This window comes from Roseovarius maritimus, from assembly GCF_043355895.2.
GTDB classification, from domain to species: Bacteria; Pseudomonadota; Alphaproteobacteria; order Rhodobacterales; family Rhodobacteraceae; genus Roseovarius; species Roseovarius maritimus.
On record NZ_JBHFPF020000002.1, the window covers coordinates 502,556 to 519,001 of the forward strand.

At 62.5% G+C, this 16,446-nt stretch carries 15 protein-coding genes and 1 pseudogene; 4 read left to right on the plus strand and 12 right to left on the minus strand.

All coding sequences use genetic code 11. The annotated features are described in order from the left end of the window. Positions 1-217: 217 nt before the first annotated feature. Complete coding sequence (locus ACEWPM_RS07275; protein ID WP_393963299.1) at positions 218-814, plus strand: toxin-activating lysine-acyltransferase; 597 nt, start codon at positions 218-220, stop codon at positions 812-814. Continuing rightward, entirely contained in the window at positions 814-1,803 is a 990-nt protein-coding gene (locus ACEWPM_RS07280) for a Hint domain-containing protein (RefSeq protein ID WP_393963298.1), read from the plus strand. The genes ACEWPM_RS07275 and ACEWPM_RS07280 overlap by 1 nt, the downstream gene beginning before the upstream one ends. 5 nt (positions 1,804-1,808) lie before the next feature. On the opposite strand, the gene ACEWPM_RS07285 is transcribed toward ACEWPM_RS07280, so the two are convergent. From ACEWPM_RS07285 to ACEWPM_RS07330, 10 genes are all read right to left on the minus strand, one after another. Next, positions 1,809-2,585: a DUF2189 domain-containing protein gene (locus tag ACEWPM_RS07285; protein ID WP_393963297.1), complete on the minus strand. Its 777-nt coding sequence runs from the start codon at positions 2,583-2,585 to the stop codon at positions 1,809-1,811. Between the two features lie 4 nt (positions 2,586-2,589). Continuing rightward, positions 2,590-4,008: an amidase gene (locus ACEWPM_RS07290; RefSeq protein WP_393963296.1), complete on the minus strand. Its 1,419-nt coding sequence runs from the start codon at positions 4,006-4,008 to the stop codon at positions 2,590-2,592. A 57-nt stretch (positions 4,009-4,065) separates the two neighbouring features. Continuing rightward, positions 4,066-5,022 carry a 2-hydroxyacid dehydrogenase gene (locus ACEWPM_RS07295; RefSeq protein ID WP_393963295.1) on the minus strand — a complete coding sequence of 319 codons (957 nt, stop codon included), beginning with the start codon at positions 5,020-5,022 and terminating at the stop codon, positions 4,066-4,068. Between the two features lie 4 nt (positions 5,023-5,026). Next, complete coding sequence (locus tag ACEWPM_RS07300) at positions 5,027-5,188, minus strand: hypothetical protein (RefSeq protein WP_393963294.1); 162 nt, start codon at positions 5,186-5,188, stop codon at positions 5,027-5,029. A gap of 6 nt (positions 5,189-5,194) precedes the next feature. Next, entirely contained in the window at positions 5,195-6,493 is a 1,299-nt protein-coding gene (locus ACEWPM_RS07305; RefSeq protein WP_393963381.1) for an amidase, read from the minus strand. 67 nt (positions 6,494-6,560) lie between these two features. Continuing rightward, positions 6,561-7,979: a TRAP transporter large permease gene (locus ACEWPM_RS07310; protein WP_393963293.1), complete on the minus strand. Its 1,419-nt coding sequence runs from the start codon at positions 7,977-7,979 to the stop codon at positions 6,561-6,563. Then, positions 7,976-8,560: a TRAP transporter small permease subunit gene (locus ACEWPM_RS07315; protein ID WP_393963292.1), complete on the minus strand. Its 585-nt coding sequence runs from the start codon at positions 8,558-8,560 to the stop codon at positions 7,976-7,978. The genes ACEWPM_RS07310 and ACEWPM_RS07315 overlap by 4 nt, the downstream gene beginning before the upstream one ends. A 76-nt stretch (positions 8,561-8,636) precedes the next feature. Continuing rightward, positions 8,637-9,767, minus strand: coding sequence for a TRAP transporter substrate-binding protein (locus ACEWPM_RS07320; RefSeq protein WP_393963291.1), 1,131 nt, complete (start codon positions 9,765-9,767; stop codon positions 8,637-8,639). Between the two features lie 403 nt (positions 9,768-10,170). Beyond that, on the minus strand, positions 10,171-11,805 hold the full coding sequence (locus ACEWPM_RS07325) for an MFS transporter (protein WP_393963290.1): 1,635 nt from the start codon (positions 11,803-11,805) through the stop codon (positions 10,171-10,173). Positions 11,806-11,888: 83 nt separating this feature from the next. Continuing rightward, complete coding sequence (locus ACEWPM_RS07330) at positions 11,889-13,670, minus strand: SLC13 family permease (RefSeq protein WP_476454006.1); 1,782 nt, start codon at positions 13,668-13,670, stop codon at positions 11,889-11,891. A gap of 135 nt (positions 13,671-13,805) precedes the next feature. On the opposite strand from ACEWPM_RS07330, the pseudogene ACEWPM_RS07335 reads away from it, so the two are divergent. Both ACEWPM_RS07335 and ACEWPM_RS07340 read left to right on the plus strand, forming a co-directional pair. Continuing rightward, a pseudogene (locus ACEWPM_RS07335) lies at positions 13,806-14,776 on the plus strand (IS5 family transposase). Positions 14,777-15,096: 320 nt separating this feature from the next. Then, entirely contained in the window at positions 15,097-15,462 is a 366-nt protein-coding gene (locus ACEWPM_RS07340) for a phasin family protein (protein ID WP_393963289.1), read from the plus strand. 172 nt (positions 15,463-15,634) lie between these two features. Here the strand turns inward: ACEWPM_RS07340 and ACEWPM_RS07345 are convergent, their stop codons facing one another. Both ACEWPM_RS07345 and ACEWPM_RS07350 read right to left on the minus strand, forming a co-directional pair. After that, on the minus strand, positions 15,635-15,961 hold the full coding sequence (locus tag ACEWPM_RS07345) for a hypothetical protein (RefSeq protein ID WP_393963288.1): 327 nt from the start codon (positions 15,959-15,961) through the stop codon (positions 15,635-15,637). A gap of 116 nt (positions 15,962-16,077) precedes the next feature. After that, complete coding sequence (locus tag ACEWPM_RS07350; RefSeq protein WP_393963287.1) at positions 16,078-16,350, minus strand: thioredoxin family protein; 273 nt, start codon at positions 16,348-16,350, stop codon at positions 16,078-16,080. Positions 16,351-16,446: the final 96 nt, after the last annotated feature.

The following is a 16,446-nucleotide window of genomic DNA, read 5'->3' on the forward strand; positions in this document are numbered from 1 at the left end:
GAACGGTTCCGTCCAGTATTCCAAAGAGCTCTTGAAAAACAAGGCGCTTTTGGCTTAACCTGATTATTCAAGAGCGCATGAATGCGCCGAGAAGAGCAGATGTCAGAACCGGGCATGTATGGTCGCATCCGAATTTCCTGGCCCCTGTTACCGGGAAATGCATATTCGCAACTCGCGAATGCCCATGCCATCGCCCCATAGCCGGACAGGCCCATTGGTGAGCACGCAAGATCAGGATTTCATTCGCGCCTCGCTTCGGCACCTCGCGGTCCTGAGCAACGCCGCGCGCAAGGGCGAGCGGTCCGAACCCTTTCCACCCGATTGGTTCAACTGGCCTCAGGACATGCTGGCCGATCTGGGTGCGATGAGCTTCCTAGCGGCGCTCAGCCCGTTTCACCAGGCGCGCAGCCACGCACAACTTGTCACTGATCTGGAACCGGCGCTGAGATTGGGGCAATATCGGATCTTCCGAAGTGACGGCTATCCGCGCGCGTTCGTCACATGGGCCGGACTGGCGCCCGAGGCGGAGCGCCGCCTTGCGCTGGCGCACCGTAGTCTGGAGGCGCATCAATGGAATGGCGGGACGTCAAAATGGATCATGGACCTCGTTGCCCCGTTCGGCCATCTGGAACAGGTGCTGGCAGTGCTGGCGCAGAAACCCGAGGTGCGGCGCGTGCGCACGCTTTGGCATAACCGGCAGGCCACGCGCTATCGGATCATCGAGTGGACGCGCGAGCGCGATGGTGCCCCCGTTCGGCTGGCCTCCTACGGCGTCGGGCAGTTCGAGCGTCACCTTGACGCTGAGGCGGGCTGATGGGCACGCCGACCATTGGCGGCGATACCTCCGGCTCGGTTCTGGAGGGCAGCGGGGCCATCGTCACCGGCAATCTCGACGATGTCGGGGCCTTTACCGGCGCCAATGACGATACATGGTCGATCAGCAGCGCGGCGGGCTACGGCACCGCGACGATCAATCCCACAACCGGCGTCTGGAGCTATGATCTGAACGACAGCAATCCGGTGGTCAAGGCACTGGATCCGGGCGACACGCTGACCGATGTGTTCACCGTCACGATGCTGGATTCCGATGGCCGCACGGATACGCAGGACGTCACGATCACGATCAACGGCGCCGTCTGCTTTGCCAGCGGCACGTTGATCGAGACCGAGGACGGCCCCCGCCCCATCGAAGAGCTGACGCCCGGCCAGATGATCATGACCGCCGATCATGGCGCGCAGCCGCTGCGCTGGATCGGCAGCATGCGGTATTCGGCGGCGCAGTTGCAAAAGGATGAGACCCTGTGCCCGATCCTGATCGAAGCCGGCGCGCTTGGCGCCGATTGCCCGCAGGAGGCCCTCTCGGTCTCGCGGCAGCACCGGATGCTGGTGCGCGGCGCGGCGGCCCGCGATGCGTTCGGCAGTGGCGAGGCGCTGATCCCGGCGATCCACCTTGTCGGCCTGCCCGGCATCATGTTGGACCGCCACCGCGCGGGCGTCACCTATTACCACCTGCTCTTTGACATCCACCAGATCGTCTTTGGCAATGGTGCCCCCAGCGAAAGCCTGCTGCTTGGCCCGCAGGCGCTGCGCACCCTTCCGGCGCGAAGCCTGGCCGAGATCGCCGCCCTCTTTCCGCAAATTCACGAGGCCGGGTTCACGGCGGAGCCGGCGCGCAGATTGGCCAGGGGCGGGCGGCAGATGCGTCGCCATGTAGATCTGCTGCGCGAGTGGAACGCGCAGCCCATCGCAGGCTTCTCGCTGCGCGCACTCCGCGCGGGCCGCCGAAAAACATACGCGGCGTAGGGGGCCTAGTCAGCCTTCAGCCCCGCATAGACATGCCAGGACGCGTGGCCCAGCCAGGGCAGCACCACAAGCAGGCCCAGAAACGCCGGGATCATCGCCAGCACCAGCAGCACCGCGATGAAGGCGGCCCAGCCCAGCATCAGCGCGGGACGGGACGCCACCACCATGACACTGCGCGCCGTTGCGGTGATGCAATCCACCTCGCGGTCCAGCAGCAGCGGCAGGCCGATCACGCAGATCGAGAACAGGAACAGCGCGAACCCCGCTCCGATGATCGAGCCGAAGGCCAGCATCATCAGGCCGTTGGTGCTGAAGAATACCTCTCCCGAGGACATGATGTTGGTCATCGGTTTGAGGCCCAGAAAGAGGGCAAAGATCATATGCCCCAGAAAGAACCAGAAGAGCAGCATCGTCATCATCAGCGCGCAGAGCATGGGCAGGTGCCGGGCGCGCTCGTAGCGCAGCGCATGGAGAACCCGCCCGACCGAGGGCCTCTCGCCCAGTCCGCGCAGGCGCGAGACCTCGTAAGTGCCCAGGGCCGCAAAAGGCGCCACCAGCGGGAAGCCGAAGACCCCCAGCACGAACCAGAATGTATGCCCCGCCCAGACCGTGAGGCCGGTCATGCCCCAGCCCGCCAGCAGGCACAGGAACGCCACGATCAGGCCGAACGCGGGGGCAGCGCGGAAATCCTGCCACCCGGCCACCAGCGCGGCGCGCAGGATTTCGGGCGTCGGCGCGCGCAGCTCGGGCACCCCATGGGCGCGATCGGCAGTGACGTCCATCCGGTTACTCCTGCTCCAGGGGCGGCGGGCATTTCTGCGGCCAGCCCGTTGCGCCATGCCATTGTTGGGCAAGTTTCAAAAGCGCCCCGTCGCTGCCGCGCGGCCCGATCAGCTGGATCCCGGCCGGCAGGCCTCCCGCGCCAAAGCCCACCGGCACGTTGACCACCGGCAGGCCGATCAGCCCAGCGGGCACGACCACATGCATCCACCGGTGATAGGTATCCATATCGCGCCCGGCGATCTGTTCGGGATAGGTCCAGGTGACATCGAAGGGCCAAAGCTGCGCCGAGGGCAGCACCAGCACATCGAAGGTCTCAAAAAGCTCGGTCGTCCTACGGAACCAGTCCGAGCGGATTTCGCTGGCGCGCTGGATCTGCGGAGCCGTCATCGCAAGGCCGCGCTCGACCTCCCAGAGCGCGGCAGGCTTCAGATAGGGGCGCTTGGCCGGATCAGCGTAGAGCGCGCCCAGATTGCCGGCGACGGCGAAAGAGCGCAGGTCGATCCACGACTGCCAGATCGCCTCGGCATCATGGGGCGCGGTCAGCGCCTCAACCTGGTGGTCCAAATCGCCCATCAGCGCCAGCGCGGCCTCGGATATCTCGGCGATGCCGGCCTCGTAGGGAAAGGCGCCGTCCCAATCGCCCAGCCAGCCAATGCGCAGCCCCTTCGGAGTATCGTCGATGCCCGCAAGGGTCTTGGCCCCGTCGATGCTCAGCGGCTGACGCGGGTCCCGGCCCGTCATCACGTCCAGCAGGCCCGCCAGATCGGCGGGCGTCCGCGCCATCGGCCCGGCGGTCGAAAGCTGATGCAGAAACATGTCGCCAACCGGCTCGCCCGGCACGGTGCCCCAGCTGGGGCGCATGCCATAGACATTGTTCCACCCGGCCGGATTGCGCAGGCTGCCCATCATGTCCGAGCCGTCGGCAACCGCCAGCATCCCCGTCGCAAGGGCCGCCGCGGCCCCGCCAGACGATCCCCCCGCCGAGCGCGCGGCGTCATAGGGATTGCACGTCGCCCCATGCACAGGATTGAACGTGTGCGAGCCAAGTCCGAATTCGGGCGTGTTCGTCTTGCCGATGATGATTGCCCCGGCGGCGCGCAGCCGCGCGACCATGACGTCATCCGCCTCAGCCATCTGCCCCACAAAGAGGGGCGATCCGCGCGAGGTGGGCAGGCCCGCGGCATTCGCCAGATCCTTGATCGCGATGGGCATGCCATGCAGCCAGCCCCTTCGGGGCGCCTCATCCGCCGCGCGCGCCTCGGCGCGCAGCTGATCCGCGTCACGCAGGCTGACGATTGCGTTCACGCGCGGATTGACCGCCGCGATCCGCGCCAGGGTGGCGTCCATCAGCTCTGCGGTTGACAAGTCCCCCCGCTCCAGCGCGCCGGACTGGGCGCGCGCATCCATGTTCAAAATATCCATTTCGCAATATGGCCATGCAGGCGCGCGCCGCGCAATGTCCTAAGTCAAAATTCCCGTTCAAAGCCGGTCCGGCGGAACATCGCCGCGAAAAAAAGCGTCGAGATTGTCCAGCGCCTTGAACCCCATCGCATCGCGGGTGCGGACCGTCGCGCTGCCGACATGGGGCATCATCACGATGTTCTCATGGCGCGCAAAAGCGGAATTGCCGCCGGGCTCGGTCTGAAAGCAATCAAGACCTGCGCCGCCCAGATGCCCGCTCTCGATGGCCGCCAGCAACGCCGCCTCGTCGACCAGGCTGCCGCGGGCGGTGTTTACCAGCACGCAGCCCTTGGGCAGACGGGCAATGCGGGCCGGATCCATCAGCCCCGTCGTCTCGGGCGTGGCCGGACAATGCAACGACAGAAAATCCGAAACGGCCAAGAGCGCGTCCAGATCCTCGTGATAGGTGGCGCCCGCCTCCTCTGCCTCGGACAGACGTCTGCGGTTGTGGTAACTGATCTCCATGTCGAACCCGCGCGCCTTGCGGGCAAAGGCCTGGCCGACGCCGCCCATACCTATGATTCCCAGGCGCGCACCCGTCACCTGTTTGCCAACCAAGAATGCCGGCGACCACGACGTCCACTCGCCCGAGCGCACGATGCGGTCGCCGGTGACGGCATGGCGGGCCGCGCCCAGCATCAGCATCATGGCAAGTTCGGCGGTGGCATCCGACAGGACGCCCGGCGTGTTGGTGACAGTGATACCCTTCGATTTGAGCGCGGGCAGATCGCAATGGTCCACGCCGACCGAATGGTTCGCCACGATCTTCAGGCGCGGATCCAGTTTTGCCACCACCTCTGCGGTGAAATGCTCGGAATGGCACGGGATGATCCCGTCCACCTTGGCGCTCATCGCGATGATATCCTCGGCGCTGCCGGGGGTATCGGCGGCGTCCCAGATGATTTCGTAATCCCGCGCGGCCCGCTCCAGCGTGGCCGCAGACAGGTTTCGGGTGACCCAGATCGTTGGTTTCACGGCGTCAGTCCTGCTTGTTCCGGCTGGAGGTGACGAAATCATAGGCAACGAAGGCCAGCGTGATGACGATCACGATGATCAGATCGAGGCTGGGCACCTTGACCGCGAGGATCATTAGGAACACCGCCACGGCGATGAAGGCCAAGAGCGCAAGGAACCGGTTCATGTGTCGTCACTCCTCATTGTCGTCCCCGTCCGCCCAGTCGAACAGCCATTGCGCCGTGCGCATCAGCCGCGCATCATTGCCGCATGCGGCCACCAGTTGAACCCCCATCGGCAGCCCCTCTTGCGAGGTCAGCAGCGGAAGGCTGATGCAGGGGGTGCCGCAAAGGGTCCACAGACCGTTGAAGATGGGATCGCCGGTGGTCTCCAGTCCCTTGGGGGCTGGACCGGTCGCAGCGGGGCAGAGGATCGCGTCGCAGCGCGTCAGCATCTCATCGAGCGCAGCATTCAGCAGCTTGGGCCGGTCCAGCGCCGAGAGGTAGTCGCGCGCCAGCGCGGCGTTGCCCTGCTCGATCGCGTCGCGGGTCACTTGGCCCAGCTCGTCCTTGGCATCGCGCCAATAGGGGTAATAGTGGTAGGCCATCTCGGCGAAATTGATCAGCTTGCGTTGCTCTGCCGCGCTGTTGAAGACGCCTGGCACCGGCAATTCGAATGCCTGATCGCCAAGCGCTTCGATCAACTCGCCAAAGGCCTCGCGCAGCTGCGGGTCTGCATCCTCCCATCCGGGCGGGCGCATGAAGCCGAAGACCGGCGCAAGCGGCGGCTTTGACGTGGCCGCCGAGAAAAGCGCAGGCGCGGGCTCCATATGGGTCGCCGCGTCGTCGGCATCGTAGCCAAAGAGCACCTCGGCCAGCAGGGCGGCGCCAGCGGGATCGCTGGCAAAGACGCCCACCGTATCCAGCGCCGGCGATTGCGGCAGGATGCCCCGCCGCGGAATCGCGCCGAAGGTGGGTTTGTAGCCCGTGACACCGCAAAATGAGGCGGGCCGGATGATCGAGCCGCCCGTCTGTGTGCCGATCGCCAGCGGCACCATGCCGTCCGCCACCGCCGCAGCCGAGCCTGACGATGATCCGCCCGGCGTATGCGCCAGGTTATGTGGATTGGCGGTCTTGCCCGGATGCATGAAGGCAAGCTCGGTCGTGACCGTCTTGCCCATGAGGATCGCGCCCTCTTTCTTGAGGCGCTCGACCACATAGGCATCCCGCAAGGGCACACGTCCGGCATCATGCGCGCAGCCGTTCGCCGTGGGGATGCGCATGGTGTCTATGACATCCTTGACGCCAACCGGCAGCCCGTGGAGGCGCCCAAGCGGACGGCCCGCCCGGCGATGCGCGTCCAGGCTGCGTGCCTGTGCGCGGGCAAACTCGGGATCGAACCACTCCCACGCGCCCACCTCCGGCTCGCGCGCCTCGATCCGGGCGATGCACGCCTCGACCAACGCAGCCGCGTCCAGCGCGCCGGAGGCCATCCGTTCGCGCAGAACCGCGGCGCTGGCCGGCTGGCCCGGAGACTGCGCCGCGCCGGAGTGTTTCACCTCAGCCCCCATAGAACAGCTCCGGCAGGTAGAAGACGATCGACGGGAATGCATACATCAACACCATCGACAGGATCACGCAGAGCAGGAACGGCAGAACACCCCGGAAGATCTGCGTCAGACGCAACTCGGGCGGGGCGACCCCTTTGAGGTAATAGGCCGACATGGCCATTGGTGGCGTTAAGAAGCTGGTCTGCAGGTTGAGCGCCACGAGGATGCCGAAGAACAGCGGGTCGATTTCAAACACCACCAGCAGCGGCAGGAAGATCGGCACGAAGATGATGATGATCTCGGACCATTCCAGCGGCCATCCCAGCAGGAAGATGATGAGCTGCGCGAGGATCAGAAACATGATCGGCGACAGGTCCAGCGACTGCACGAATTCGGAAATCACATGCTCGCCGCCGAGATACGAGAACACGGCGGAGAATGTGTAGGAGCCGACGAAGAGCCAGCAGACCATCGCCGTGGTCCGCACCGTGAGATAGACGCTCTCACGCATCCGCTGCCATGTCATGGCCCGGTAGACGAAGGCCAGGAATATCCCGCCGAGTGCGCCGATCGAGGCCGCCTCGGTCGGGGTGGCGAGGCCGAAAAGGATGGAGCCGAGCACCGCGAAGATCAGGAAGGCCAGCGGCACGAAGGAGGTGATGATCATCACCAGAAGCTTGCCCATCGGCATGTCCGGCACCTCGTCATCGGTGGGACGCGGCGCCGAGGAGGGCTGCAGGATCGACCGACCGACGATGTAGATCAGGTAGAGCCCGACCAGTGTCAGCCCTGGCAGCAGGGCCGCCGCATAAAGCCGAACGATCGATACGTTGGTCGCCGCCGCATAGACGATCAGCATGATCGAGGGCGGGATCAGGATGCCCAGCGTGCCGCCCGCACAGATGATGCCCGACGCGAAGGCCGGATCATAGCGCGCCTTCAGCATCGCAGGCAGCGCCAGGAGGCCCATCAGGGTCACGACCGCGCCCACGATGCCGGTAGCAGTGGCAAAGAGCGCACATGTAATCAGGGCGGCCACACCCATCGAGCCGGGCACGTTCTTGGACGCGATGCTGAGCGTGGTGAACAGCCGGTCAACGATGTTGGAGCGCTCGACAATGTAGCCCATGAAAAGAAAGAGCGGCACGGCCGTCAGCACCTCGTTGGACATCACCGTGAAAGTCTGGTTCACGAAAAGGTCGAATATTCGATTGTTGAAAAACCCTTCGATCCATGCCGACCATTGCTCCCACTGTCCGGCGGTCTCGTCCAGTCGGTCAAAACTGCGCCACATGCGGCGCGCGTCAAAATAGGCATAATAGCCAAAGCCGATGCCCATCGCCATCAGCGTGAAGGCAATGGGAAAGCCGAGGAACACGAAGATGATGAACAATCCCAGCATCATCAGTGCGATTTGTGGATCGGTCATGTGATATGATCTTTCTCGGCCTTGTTGGCCGCCTGCATCATCAGATTTTCGGTCTCGAACACGTCCTCATCGGCCTCCAGCCAGTAATTGTCGCGCATGGCCAGCAAGCAACGGCAGACCTGCGCCAGCCCCTGAATGAAGAGCAGAATGCCCGCCGCGACGATCACCGCCTTGAACTGGTAGATCGGCACGCCCGCCGGGCTGTTGACCGAAACCTCACCATAGCCCCATGACCGGGCGGCATATTTCCAGCCCGCAAAGATCAGCGCGGTCACGCCGGGAAAGAAGAAGACGATGTAGAGAACCAGATCAATCTTGGCCTGCGTTCTGGGCTGGAGCAGCCGGTAGAGGAAATCGCCCCGCACATGCCCGCCGCGCGACAGGGTGTAGGCCCCCCCCATCATGAAGAGGGTGCCATACATGATGAACGATACGTCCAGCGCCCAGGCCGTGGGATTGTTCAGAACGTACCTGACGAAAACCTCGTAGCCGGTCCCGACGGACATCAGCAAAATAAGCCACGCAAATGCCTTTCCGAACCATGCGGAAAGGTTATCGGCGAACCGGATGAATGATATCATTGTGCCCCTGCCCCTCACACGGGAACCCCGGCATGGCATGCCGCGCCGGGGTTCGCCTCATCTTGCTTCGGCGCGGTCAGAGTTTGACTTTGCCGGGGAAGTAGTGCTCGTAGGCCAGTCCGTAATCCGGCGAGTTCATCAACTCGTAATAGGACACACGGCTGACCCACTCGCGCTGGCTGTCGAGGGTCTTCTTCATGAAGGGGTCCGCCTCCAGCTCGGGGATCAGCTCATCCCAGGCTTTGAGCTGAGCATCAAGGATCTCTTTCGACGTGCGGTGTACCGTGACACCGGCCTCGTTCTGCAGGAATTGCAAGTCGGCCGAATATCGGTCCATCGCCTTGGCCGTGTTGGCCGTCGAAGCGGCCTCGACCCCGTATTTCAGGATAGCCTGCAGATCGGGATCCAGATCCTCGAGGAAAGTCCGCGAGAACAGGAATTCGAAGCTCTCGGACGCCTGGTGATAGGAGGACAGGTAGTAGTTCTTGGCCACGTCATGCGCGCCAAAATCCTTGTCCGAGGACGGGTTGTTGAATTCGAACGCGTCGATCACGCCGCGCTCCATCGCGGGCACGATCTCGCCTCCCGGCAGCTGCGCAACGGACATCCCCAGCTTGGACATCAGATCAGCGGCAAGGCCCACGGTCCGGTACTTGAAGCCCTGGAGATCTGCAACGGTGTTGACCTCATTCTTGAACCAGCCGAAAGGCTGCGCGAACATCGGAAAGCCCAGATACCCGACCACGTCCAGATCCATCTGGTCCTGAATCAGCTCATTGAACAGTTCCTGGCCTCCGCCCTGATAGAACCATGACAGCATCGTGGTGGCCGAGCCGCCAAAGACCGGCCCGGTGCCAAAGAGCGACGCGGCCTTGTTCTTGCCGTACCAATAGACCGGCACCGAATGGGCCGCATCAATCAGACCGTCATTGACGGCGTCCAGCACCTGAAATGCGGCAACAACGGCACCGGCTGGCAGCACATCTATTTTCAGCCGCCCGCCCGACATCTCTTCGACACGGGTCGCGTAATCGCGCGCGAATTCCTGCCAGATATTGGCGTCGTTCCAGGATGTCTGCATCTTGATGACGATTGGCGATTGCGCCAGAACGGCAGGCGCGGCAAGCATGCTGCCGGTGGCGACCCCTCCCGCCAGGGCGGATTTGGTCAAAAACGAGCGACGATCAATTTTATTGCTGTTGGTCATATTTTCTCCTCCCAGAGTGATCGCCCGCCCATTTTTTTCGCATCGGTAGTTAAAGGCGACGATCTAGGCCCGACCGTAACGCCTCGGCGATACATGGCAAGCAAACATCGGTGCGGAGAGAAAAAATGCTGCGACGCGCGCGCAGCAGGTTTTGCGTGACACGCGGTGAACGCAGAGCGGTAAGGCATTGAAATTATAAATTATATTTCAAGCTGGAACTTGACCCTGCGGCAACACACCCTTTACAAAAGATCAGAACAATGATGGAGCACATCAGAAAAATTTTGGGAAATAATTATCGCAGTTGCCGCAGCATTACTTCTTAGGGGCGAATCCCTGACCCAAAGTTTTTTGGCAACGGCGTGTTGGTGCGTTCAGGGTTTGGTCGGATCCGGCTGCTGGGCTATTCGGCCCTCCGGCGCGGCTCTTCCTTTGGCGGCGTATCATCGTAGAGCAAGACGGTCTGACGCTCGATCATGCGATGCACCCTGGGCTTTTCTGCGCCGCGATGCAGTTTCAGAAGACGCTGGTAGGATTCCGCATCGGCCTGGGTCCGGCGCTCGTGGTGGCGGACATATTCGACCCAGGTGGGCACGTGATAGGTCTCGGTCCAGACATCCGGGTTCTCCAGATCCCGCAGCAGCGCCCATTGCTGCGCCCCGTCGCGGATTCTGATGCGTCTTCGTGCGTTCATGACAGCCAGGAAGTCGGTCACATCCTCCTGCGCGATTTCATAGTCGATCATGATCATGATCGGCCCGCTGCGCTGTTTCAGGTTCAGCCGCAGGGACGGCTCGGTGAAGGCATTGAGCGGGTCGAGGTTCAGCTCAGTCGAATCCGGCAGCGGGATCATTCGGCCAAGGACGGCGCCGAAAACCAGCAGCGCGGCGGCGACCAGCATGGCCGTGTCCGGGCCGGAAACCTCCGCTATCGCGCCCCAGGCCCAACTGCCCCCGGCCATGCCGCCGAACACCCCGGTCTGATAAAGCGACAGCGCCCGTCCCACGACCCAGCGCGGCGTCGAGAGCTGGATCGTCACGTTGAAAAGCGACAGCGCGAGGACCCAACTGCCCCCGGCTAGCAGCAGAGCGGCACCGCTGAAGACATAGTGACGGCTCAGCGCCAACGTAATGCTGCTGATCGCGAACGCGACGAAGGCGGCCTGCGTGATCCGCTCGTTCTGAAACCGCGCCCGCAGGCGTGCATTCATCAGCGCACCGCCCACCGCGCCAATCCCGAAACAGCCCAGCATCACGCCATAGACAAACGCACCGCCGCTAAGCAGATCTTTGACGATCAGCGGCAGCAGCGCCAAGGTCGCAACCGCAGACAGGCCAAAGACAAAGCCGCGAAGGATGACCTTCATCAGGTTGGGAGACATCGCGACATAGCGCAGCCCTGCGGAAAATGCGCTGCCCATCCGCTCACGCGGGAGGCGGCGCTGCGCCGTTGCGGGCCGCCAGAACCAGAGCGCCGTGATGATGCCCACATAGCTGAGCGCGTTCACCGTGAAGGCCGCCGCCGCACCCGCGATGGCCACGATCGCACCGCCCGCCGCCGGCCCGACGCTGCGCATCAGGTTGAAGCCCATGCTGTTCAGTGACACCGCCGCCGACAATTCCTCGCGCGAGACGATGTCGCCCATGGACGCCTGCCATGACGGGTTGTGAAGTGCCGTGCCGCAGCCGATCAGGAAGGTGAACCCCAGCAGAAGCCAGGGCGATAGCCATCCCTCATAGGCCATGACGGCAAGCACGACCGACACGGCCAGCATGAAGCTCTGCGCGATGAGCATGACCTTGCGCCGGTCGAAATTATCCGCAAATACCCCCGCCAGCAGCGAAAAGACCATAATCGGCAGGGTCACCGAGGATTGCACCAGCGCGACCATGCTTTGCGAGTCGGTCAGCGATGTCATCAACCATGCCGCGCCTACCGCCTGCACCAGCCCCCCGAAATTCGAGGCAAGAGCCGCGATCCAGAGCATGCGGAAAGTCTGGTTCCTGAACAGCGTCAATGTGGACATGCTCTGCGGCACGGGGGCGCTCCCTTCTCAGGCGGGTCCGTTGCAGAAGTGTTACTGCCGCAGCATTGCCTCGGCAAGATGCCCTCCACGAGCCTCTAGAGTGGCCATACCACAAGCAGCGTCGGAACCGCAGTCGCCATGACCAGCACCTCCAGCGGCAGGCCGATCCGCCAGTAATCGCCAAAGCGATAGCCGCCCGGCCCGAGGATGATGGTGTTGTTCTTGTGCCCGATCGGCGTCAGGAACGCGCAGGATGCCGCGACGGCGACACCCATCAGATAGGTGTCGGGATTCGTGCCCGTGGCAGAGGCGATGGAGATGGCAATCGGTGCCGCGATCAGAGTGGTTGCAACATTGTTCAGAAAATCCGACATGGTCATGGTGACGATCATCAGCGCCGCAAGCGTGACCCAAGCCGGATACCCCTCCGTCAGGCCGGCAATCTGATTGGCCACAAACGCGGCGCCGCCGGTTCGCTCGAACGCCTCCGCCAACGGGATCAGACTGGCGAGCAGGACGATCACTTTCCATTCGACCGAATTATAGACCTCGCGCCCACCGACCAGCCCCAGCAGGACGTAACTCACGACGGCGGCGCCAAGGGCGACGGTGAGCGACACTATTCCGGCAACGGCAAGGCCGACCGCCACGATGAAAATGCCGATCGACATGCCGGCCTTGGTACGCTGGATGACCTCCGTGCTGCGCCCTGCAATAGGCAGCACGCCCAGCCAGTCGGTCGCGGCAGCGATCCGTTCAGGGGTGCCCAGCAGCAGCAGAACATCGCCCGCCCGTATCGGCAGCAGCCGCACCCGATCGCGAAAGCGCCGCCCCTCGCGCGACACGCCCAGCAGCGTGACGGAGTGGCGTTTGAGCAGCTGCACACTACGCGCGGTCCGGTTCTGAATGCGCGCCCCATCGGGAACGATGGTTTCCGTGATCTCCAGTCCGCGCGCGGTGACACCGCCCTCATGCTTTTCCGATCCGGCGAATTCGAGGCCGGATTGCCCCATGAACGTCTCGATGGATTTCGGCTCGCCCTCCACCACCAGAAAATCGCCCGAGCGCACCGTCTCGCGCATCGCAAGGCCCGGCCGCCTCTTACCGTTTCGGATGAGGCCCAGAAGGTGGACATCGGCATCATCTGCCTTGGGATAGAGGTCCTGAACCAGCACGTCCTCCTTGAAGCTCTGCTCGCCTACGCGCAGCTCGGCAACATACCGTCCCTGCCTGATCTCGCCGCCCCCTTCGGAGCCCGAGCCGCGCTCGGGAAGCAGGCGCCAGCCCAGGAGAGAGACGAAGGTGATGCCGATGATCGCAACGGCCAGGCCGACCGGCGCGAAATCCAGCATCGCGAAGGGCTGACCCAAGGCATCGTTCCGATATTCGGAAATGACGATATTGGGCGGCGTGCCGATCAGCGTGATCATGCCGCCCAGAATGGTCGCGAAGGAAAGCGGCATCAGGCTGCGCCCGGGCAGGCGCTTTGCTTTCTTGGCCGCCTCGATATCCAGCGGCATCAGCAGCGCCAGCGCCGCAACATTGTTGATGATCGCCGAAAGCCCCGCCCCCACGGCCGCAATGATGCTGATATGCAGCGGCAGCGGCCGCTCCGCGTCAATCAGTCTCGACGCGATCAACTCGACCGCGCCCGAGGATGAGAGGCCCCGGCTGACAATGAGCACAAGCGCGATGATTGCCACGGCAGAATGGCCAAACCCCGAGAACACCTCCTCGCCGGGCACCAGCCCCAGCGCGGCGGCAAGGATAAGCGCGCTGAACGCCACCAGATCATAACGAAATCGCCCCCAGATCAACAGGATGACGACCACGGCAAGAAGAACGAAAATCTGGATCTGGTCACTGGGCATGCTCATTGCGTCACCTTCACAGGTGCCGAACGCCGCAGCAAGGGCCAAAGGCAGCCCGACCTATTGAGTATCCTGCACGGCTCTGTTGCGCAAATCGGGTTGGGGATTCATCTTGGGAATCCAGCGTGATAGCTGGAGGTCATGAGCAGATCGACACCCCCGAGCTAAAAGACCAAGAACCGTCGGGCCTATAACGAAGCGCTCAAGCGCGTCGTTTCACGACCTCGCTGACGATCCGCTGACCGGGAGGGTATTGCGCAGCAATGTCCCGAGAGGGTGGTTCGATCCCGAGATGACATGGGAGGCCAAGCCTACCGGCAAACGTGGCCGACAGCCCACCCACAGCGATACCGCCATCCAAGCCTGCCTGACCACTGCCCGGCAGTGGATAGCGCCGGTATAAAGGTGGAAGGCGAAGGTGAGTGGAATGCGCGCAAGCATCCCTCTCATCGAAACTGCGTTTCGACTGCCGGGCAGCGGGTGGCTCCAAACGCCGCGTGTGGCGCAAGGTTCATCTCGGTATCGACGAAAAGACACTGGAAATCCGGGCAGTCGAGTTCACCAACAGCAACATCGGAGATGCTCGCATGCTGCCGGAACTTCTGGACCAGATCCCGCCCGAGCAGGAGATCGGCAGCGTCACTGCCCCCTCTCGGCAGATTGCTTCGCAATCGCCTGCCGGACAATGGACGGCGCCTGCGATACGCGCAAGTGCCACGATGCCATCCACTGCCCGGCAGTGCATGTTTACATGAGAGGGGCTAACCAGGGCGCCAATGCCGTCGTCCCGCCCCGCAAGAACGCCAAGCCCTGGAAACCCGACACTGCAGGCGCGATTGCGCGCAACGAAGCGCTGCGGGCGTCGAAATACCTCGGCCGGGCGCTCTGGCGGAAATGGAGTGGATACCACCGCCGAAGTCGTGCCGAAACCAACCCTCTCGTGCATTGCTGCGCAATACCGTGTCGGGCAATGGATGCACTGCATGAAACTGTTCGGTCAAAGGCTGATGGCACGGGACCCTGACCGTCAGGTTGCCGAGCTTCCGCTCCGTGTTGCCGCAATGAACGGCTTCACCGCGCTTGGCATACCCGTCACAGAGGCCGTGGGATAAGTGTGTCCGGGGAAAGGGGAACCTTGGCCGTCAACTGATTTGCGCAACGGGGTCATGCGCAGCATAAGGCCGGTCTTCCAAGATTGGTTGATTGAGATCAATGCGCAATCTTGAAGGCCCAGTAGACTGGCGGTGTTCGGGTAGCTCAACCTCCTGATGCCGGTTTGTGTAAACTGACCCTGTGCGATCAACTTCCGGCTTCTAAATACGTATTCATGGCGTGCGGAAACGCGTCGGCGCTTGGTCAATCATGCTCGATTTATCATCAGGCTGGTCATTCGTGCCAGCACATCACTCTGAAAATAGAAAAAGGAATAGCCATGGCGGTCTCTGCAAAGAAAGCTCAGAAAGTCCAAAGCGAGGCCGAGAATGCCGCAACTGACAGCACGAAGGCCGTCGGCCCGATGAGCGAAGACGTACAGAAGGTGTGGCTCGATCTGTGGGCTGATACGCAGCGGTTCGTTGTATCCCGTATCCAGCAGGACCTCGAAGCGCAGAAGGCCATCTTCGCGTGTAAGAATCTGGTTGATGTCCAGAAAGTTCAGACTGAGTTCTATACTAATGCGATGGAGGATTATCGCGCTCAGGCGTCGCGGATAATGGAAATGATGTCTGCAGTCGCGCCCATTGGACTGGATAGCGTACCGCTCGTGACCAGGCGAAGGTATGACGACGTGCCTTTGTAACAGGCATCCCTGACCTGATCTGTCGGCAGTTTGTCCCGGCGCCCGCGCCGGATGGCGCCGGGCGAGTAATGCGCCGCCGGGCATGGGTTTGGCCAAGTCTGCCAAAGTGTTGGCGGCTCAGACTATCTTTTGCGCGGCGCCCCACCCTGCCAAAGCGGCATCGCCCAGGCTATCAGCCGTTCTGCGGACCCGTGCCTGTGCAGGTAAGGTATCTGAGCGTCGTCATCGCTGGTCTTTGACGCTGTTTGCTCAAGCGTTGCTTGCCTGTGCGAAGCTTCACTCGCGCGGCGTCGAGTTGGAGCAGCGCCCGCCTGCGTTCTTCGAAAAGGCGGCGCATCTGTGAGCGAGGGCTACCTATTGTCCATGATTTGGTTTGGTTTTTAGCAGGAAACCAGGTTTTCATCTCGCGCTGCGCCAAATTCCATGTTCGGTCCGCTACCATATAACGTTGGTACATTATCAGCAAAACACGGCGCCGCGTTGCAAGATTGGTATGCATTTGCCATCTCCCTCCATTTGTCATTTTACTGCGTGTCATTGAGGTCTTTGGGCTGTCCCGCGGATGACCGCGCATGCGCATTGGTCTGGTGAAGTAGGATCCCCGTCCGTAGATCTTCACGCGTCGCCCCCTCCCGTAGCCGGCAAATCGGAGGCCCAGGCGACGATTTTATCAGCCGAGATCGCTCCGGACTGCCGCTTGATTTCACGTCCGCCGCCAAAGGCAATCAAAAGTGGAATTCCTCGGATCTTGTACCGGTCACCTGCTTGCGGAAAGGCCTGAGTGTCCAGTTTTGCACAGCGGACGGTACCTGTCAGCGCCTTGGAGGCCTTTGCATATTCCGGTGCCATCATCTTGCAGGGACCGCACCAACTAGCCCAAAAATCCACGATAAGCGGAAGGCTGTCTATCGTATGCCTCCGGCGGGGGCCGCCTGACGGATTTCAGGAGGTGATGATAGGTCCGACCTTATGGCCGACCTTATG

Excerpts from the sequence above, each read along its gene's own strand:
- ACEWPM_RS07280 (WP_393963298.1), top strand. The coding sequence starts at position 814 with ATGGGCACGCCGACCATTGGCGGCGATACCTCCGGCTCGGTTCTGGAG.
- ACEWPM_RS07285 (WP_393963297.1), bottom strand. The coding sequence starts at position 2,585 with ATGGACGTCACTGCCGATCGCGCCCATGGGGTGCCCGAGCTGCGCGCG.
- ACEWPM_RS07290 (WP_393963296.1), bottom strand. The coding sequence starts at position 4,008 with ATGGATATTTTGAACATGGATGCGCGCGCCCAGTCCGGCGCGCTGGAG.
- ACEWPM_RS07300 (WP_393963294.1), bottom strand. The coding sequence starts at position 5,188 with ATGAACCGGTTCCTTGCGCTCTTGGCCTTCATCGCCGTGGCGGTGTTC.
- ACEWPM_RS07305 (WP_393963381.1), bottom strand. The coding sequence starts at position 6,493 with ATGGCCTCCGGCGCGCTGGACGCGGCTGCGTTGGTCGAGGCGTGCATC.
- ACEWPM_RS07310 (WP_393963293.1), bottom strand. The coding sequence starts at position 7,979 with ATGACCGATCCACAAATCGCACTGATGATGCTGGGATTGTTCATCATC.
- ACEWPM_RS07315 (WP_393963292.1), bottom strand. The coding sequence starts at position 8,560 with ATGATATCATTCATCCGGTTCGCCGATAACCTTTCCGCATGGTTCGGA.
- ACEWPM_RS07320 (WP_393963291.1), bottom strand. The coding sequence starts at position 9,767 with ATGACCAACAGCAATAAAATTGATCGTCGCTCGTTTTTGACCAAATCC.
- ACEWPM_RS07330 (WP_476454006.1), bottom strand. The coding sequence starts at position 13,670 with ATGAGCATGCCCAGTGACCAGATCCAGATTTTCGTTCTTCTTGCCGTG.
- ACEWPM_RS07340 (WP_393963289.1), top strand. The coding sequence starts at position 15,097 with ATGGCGGTCTCTGCAAAGAAAGCTCAGAAAGTCCAAAGCGAGGCCGAG.
- ACEWPM_RS07345 (WP_393963288.1), bottom strand. The coding sequence starts at position 15,961 with ATGCATACCAATCTTGCAACGCGGCGCCGTGTTTTGCTGATAATGTAC.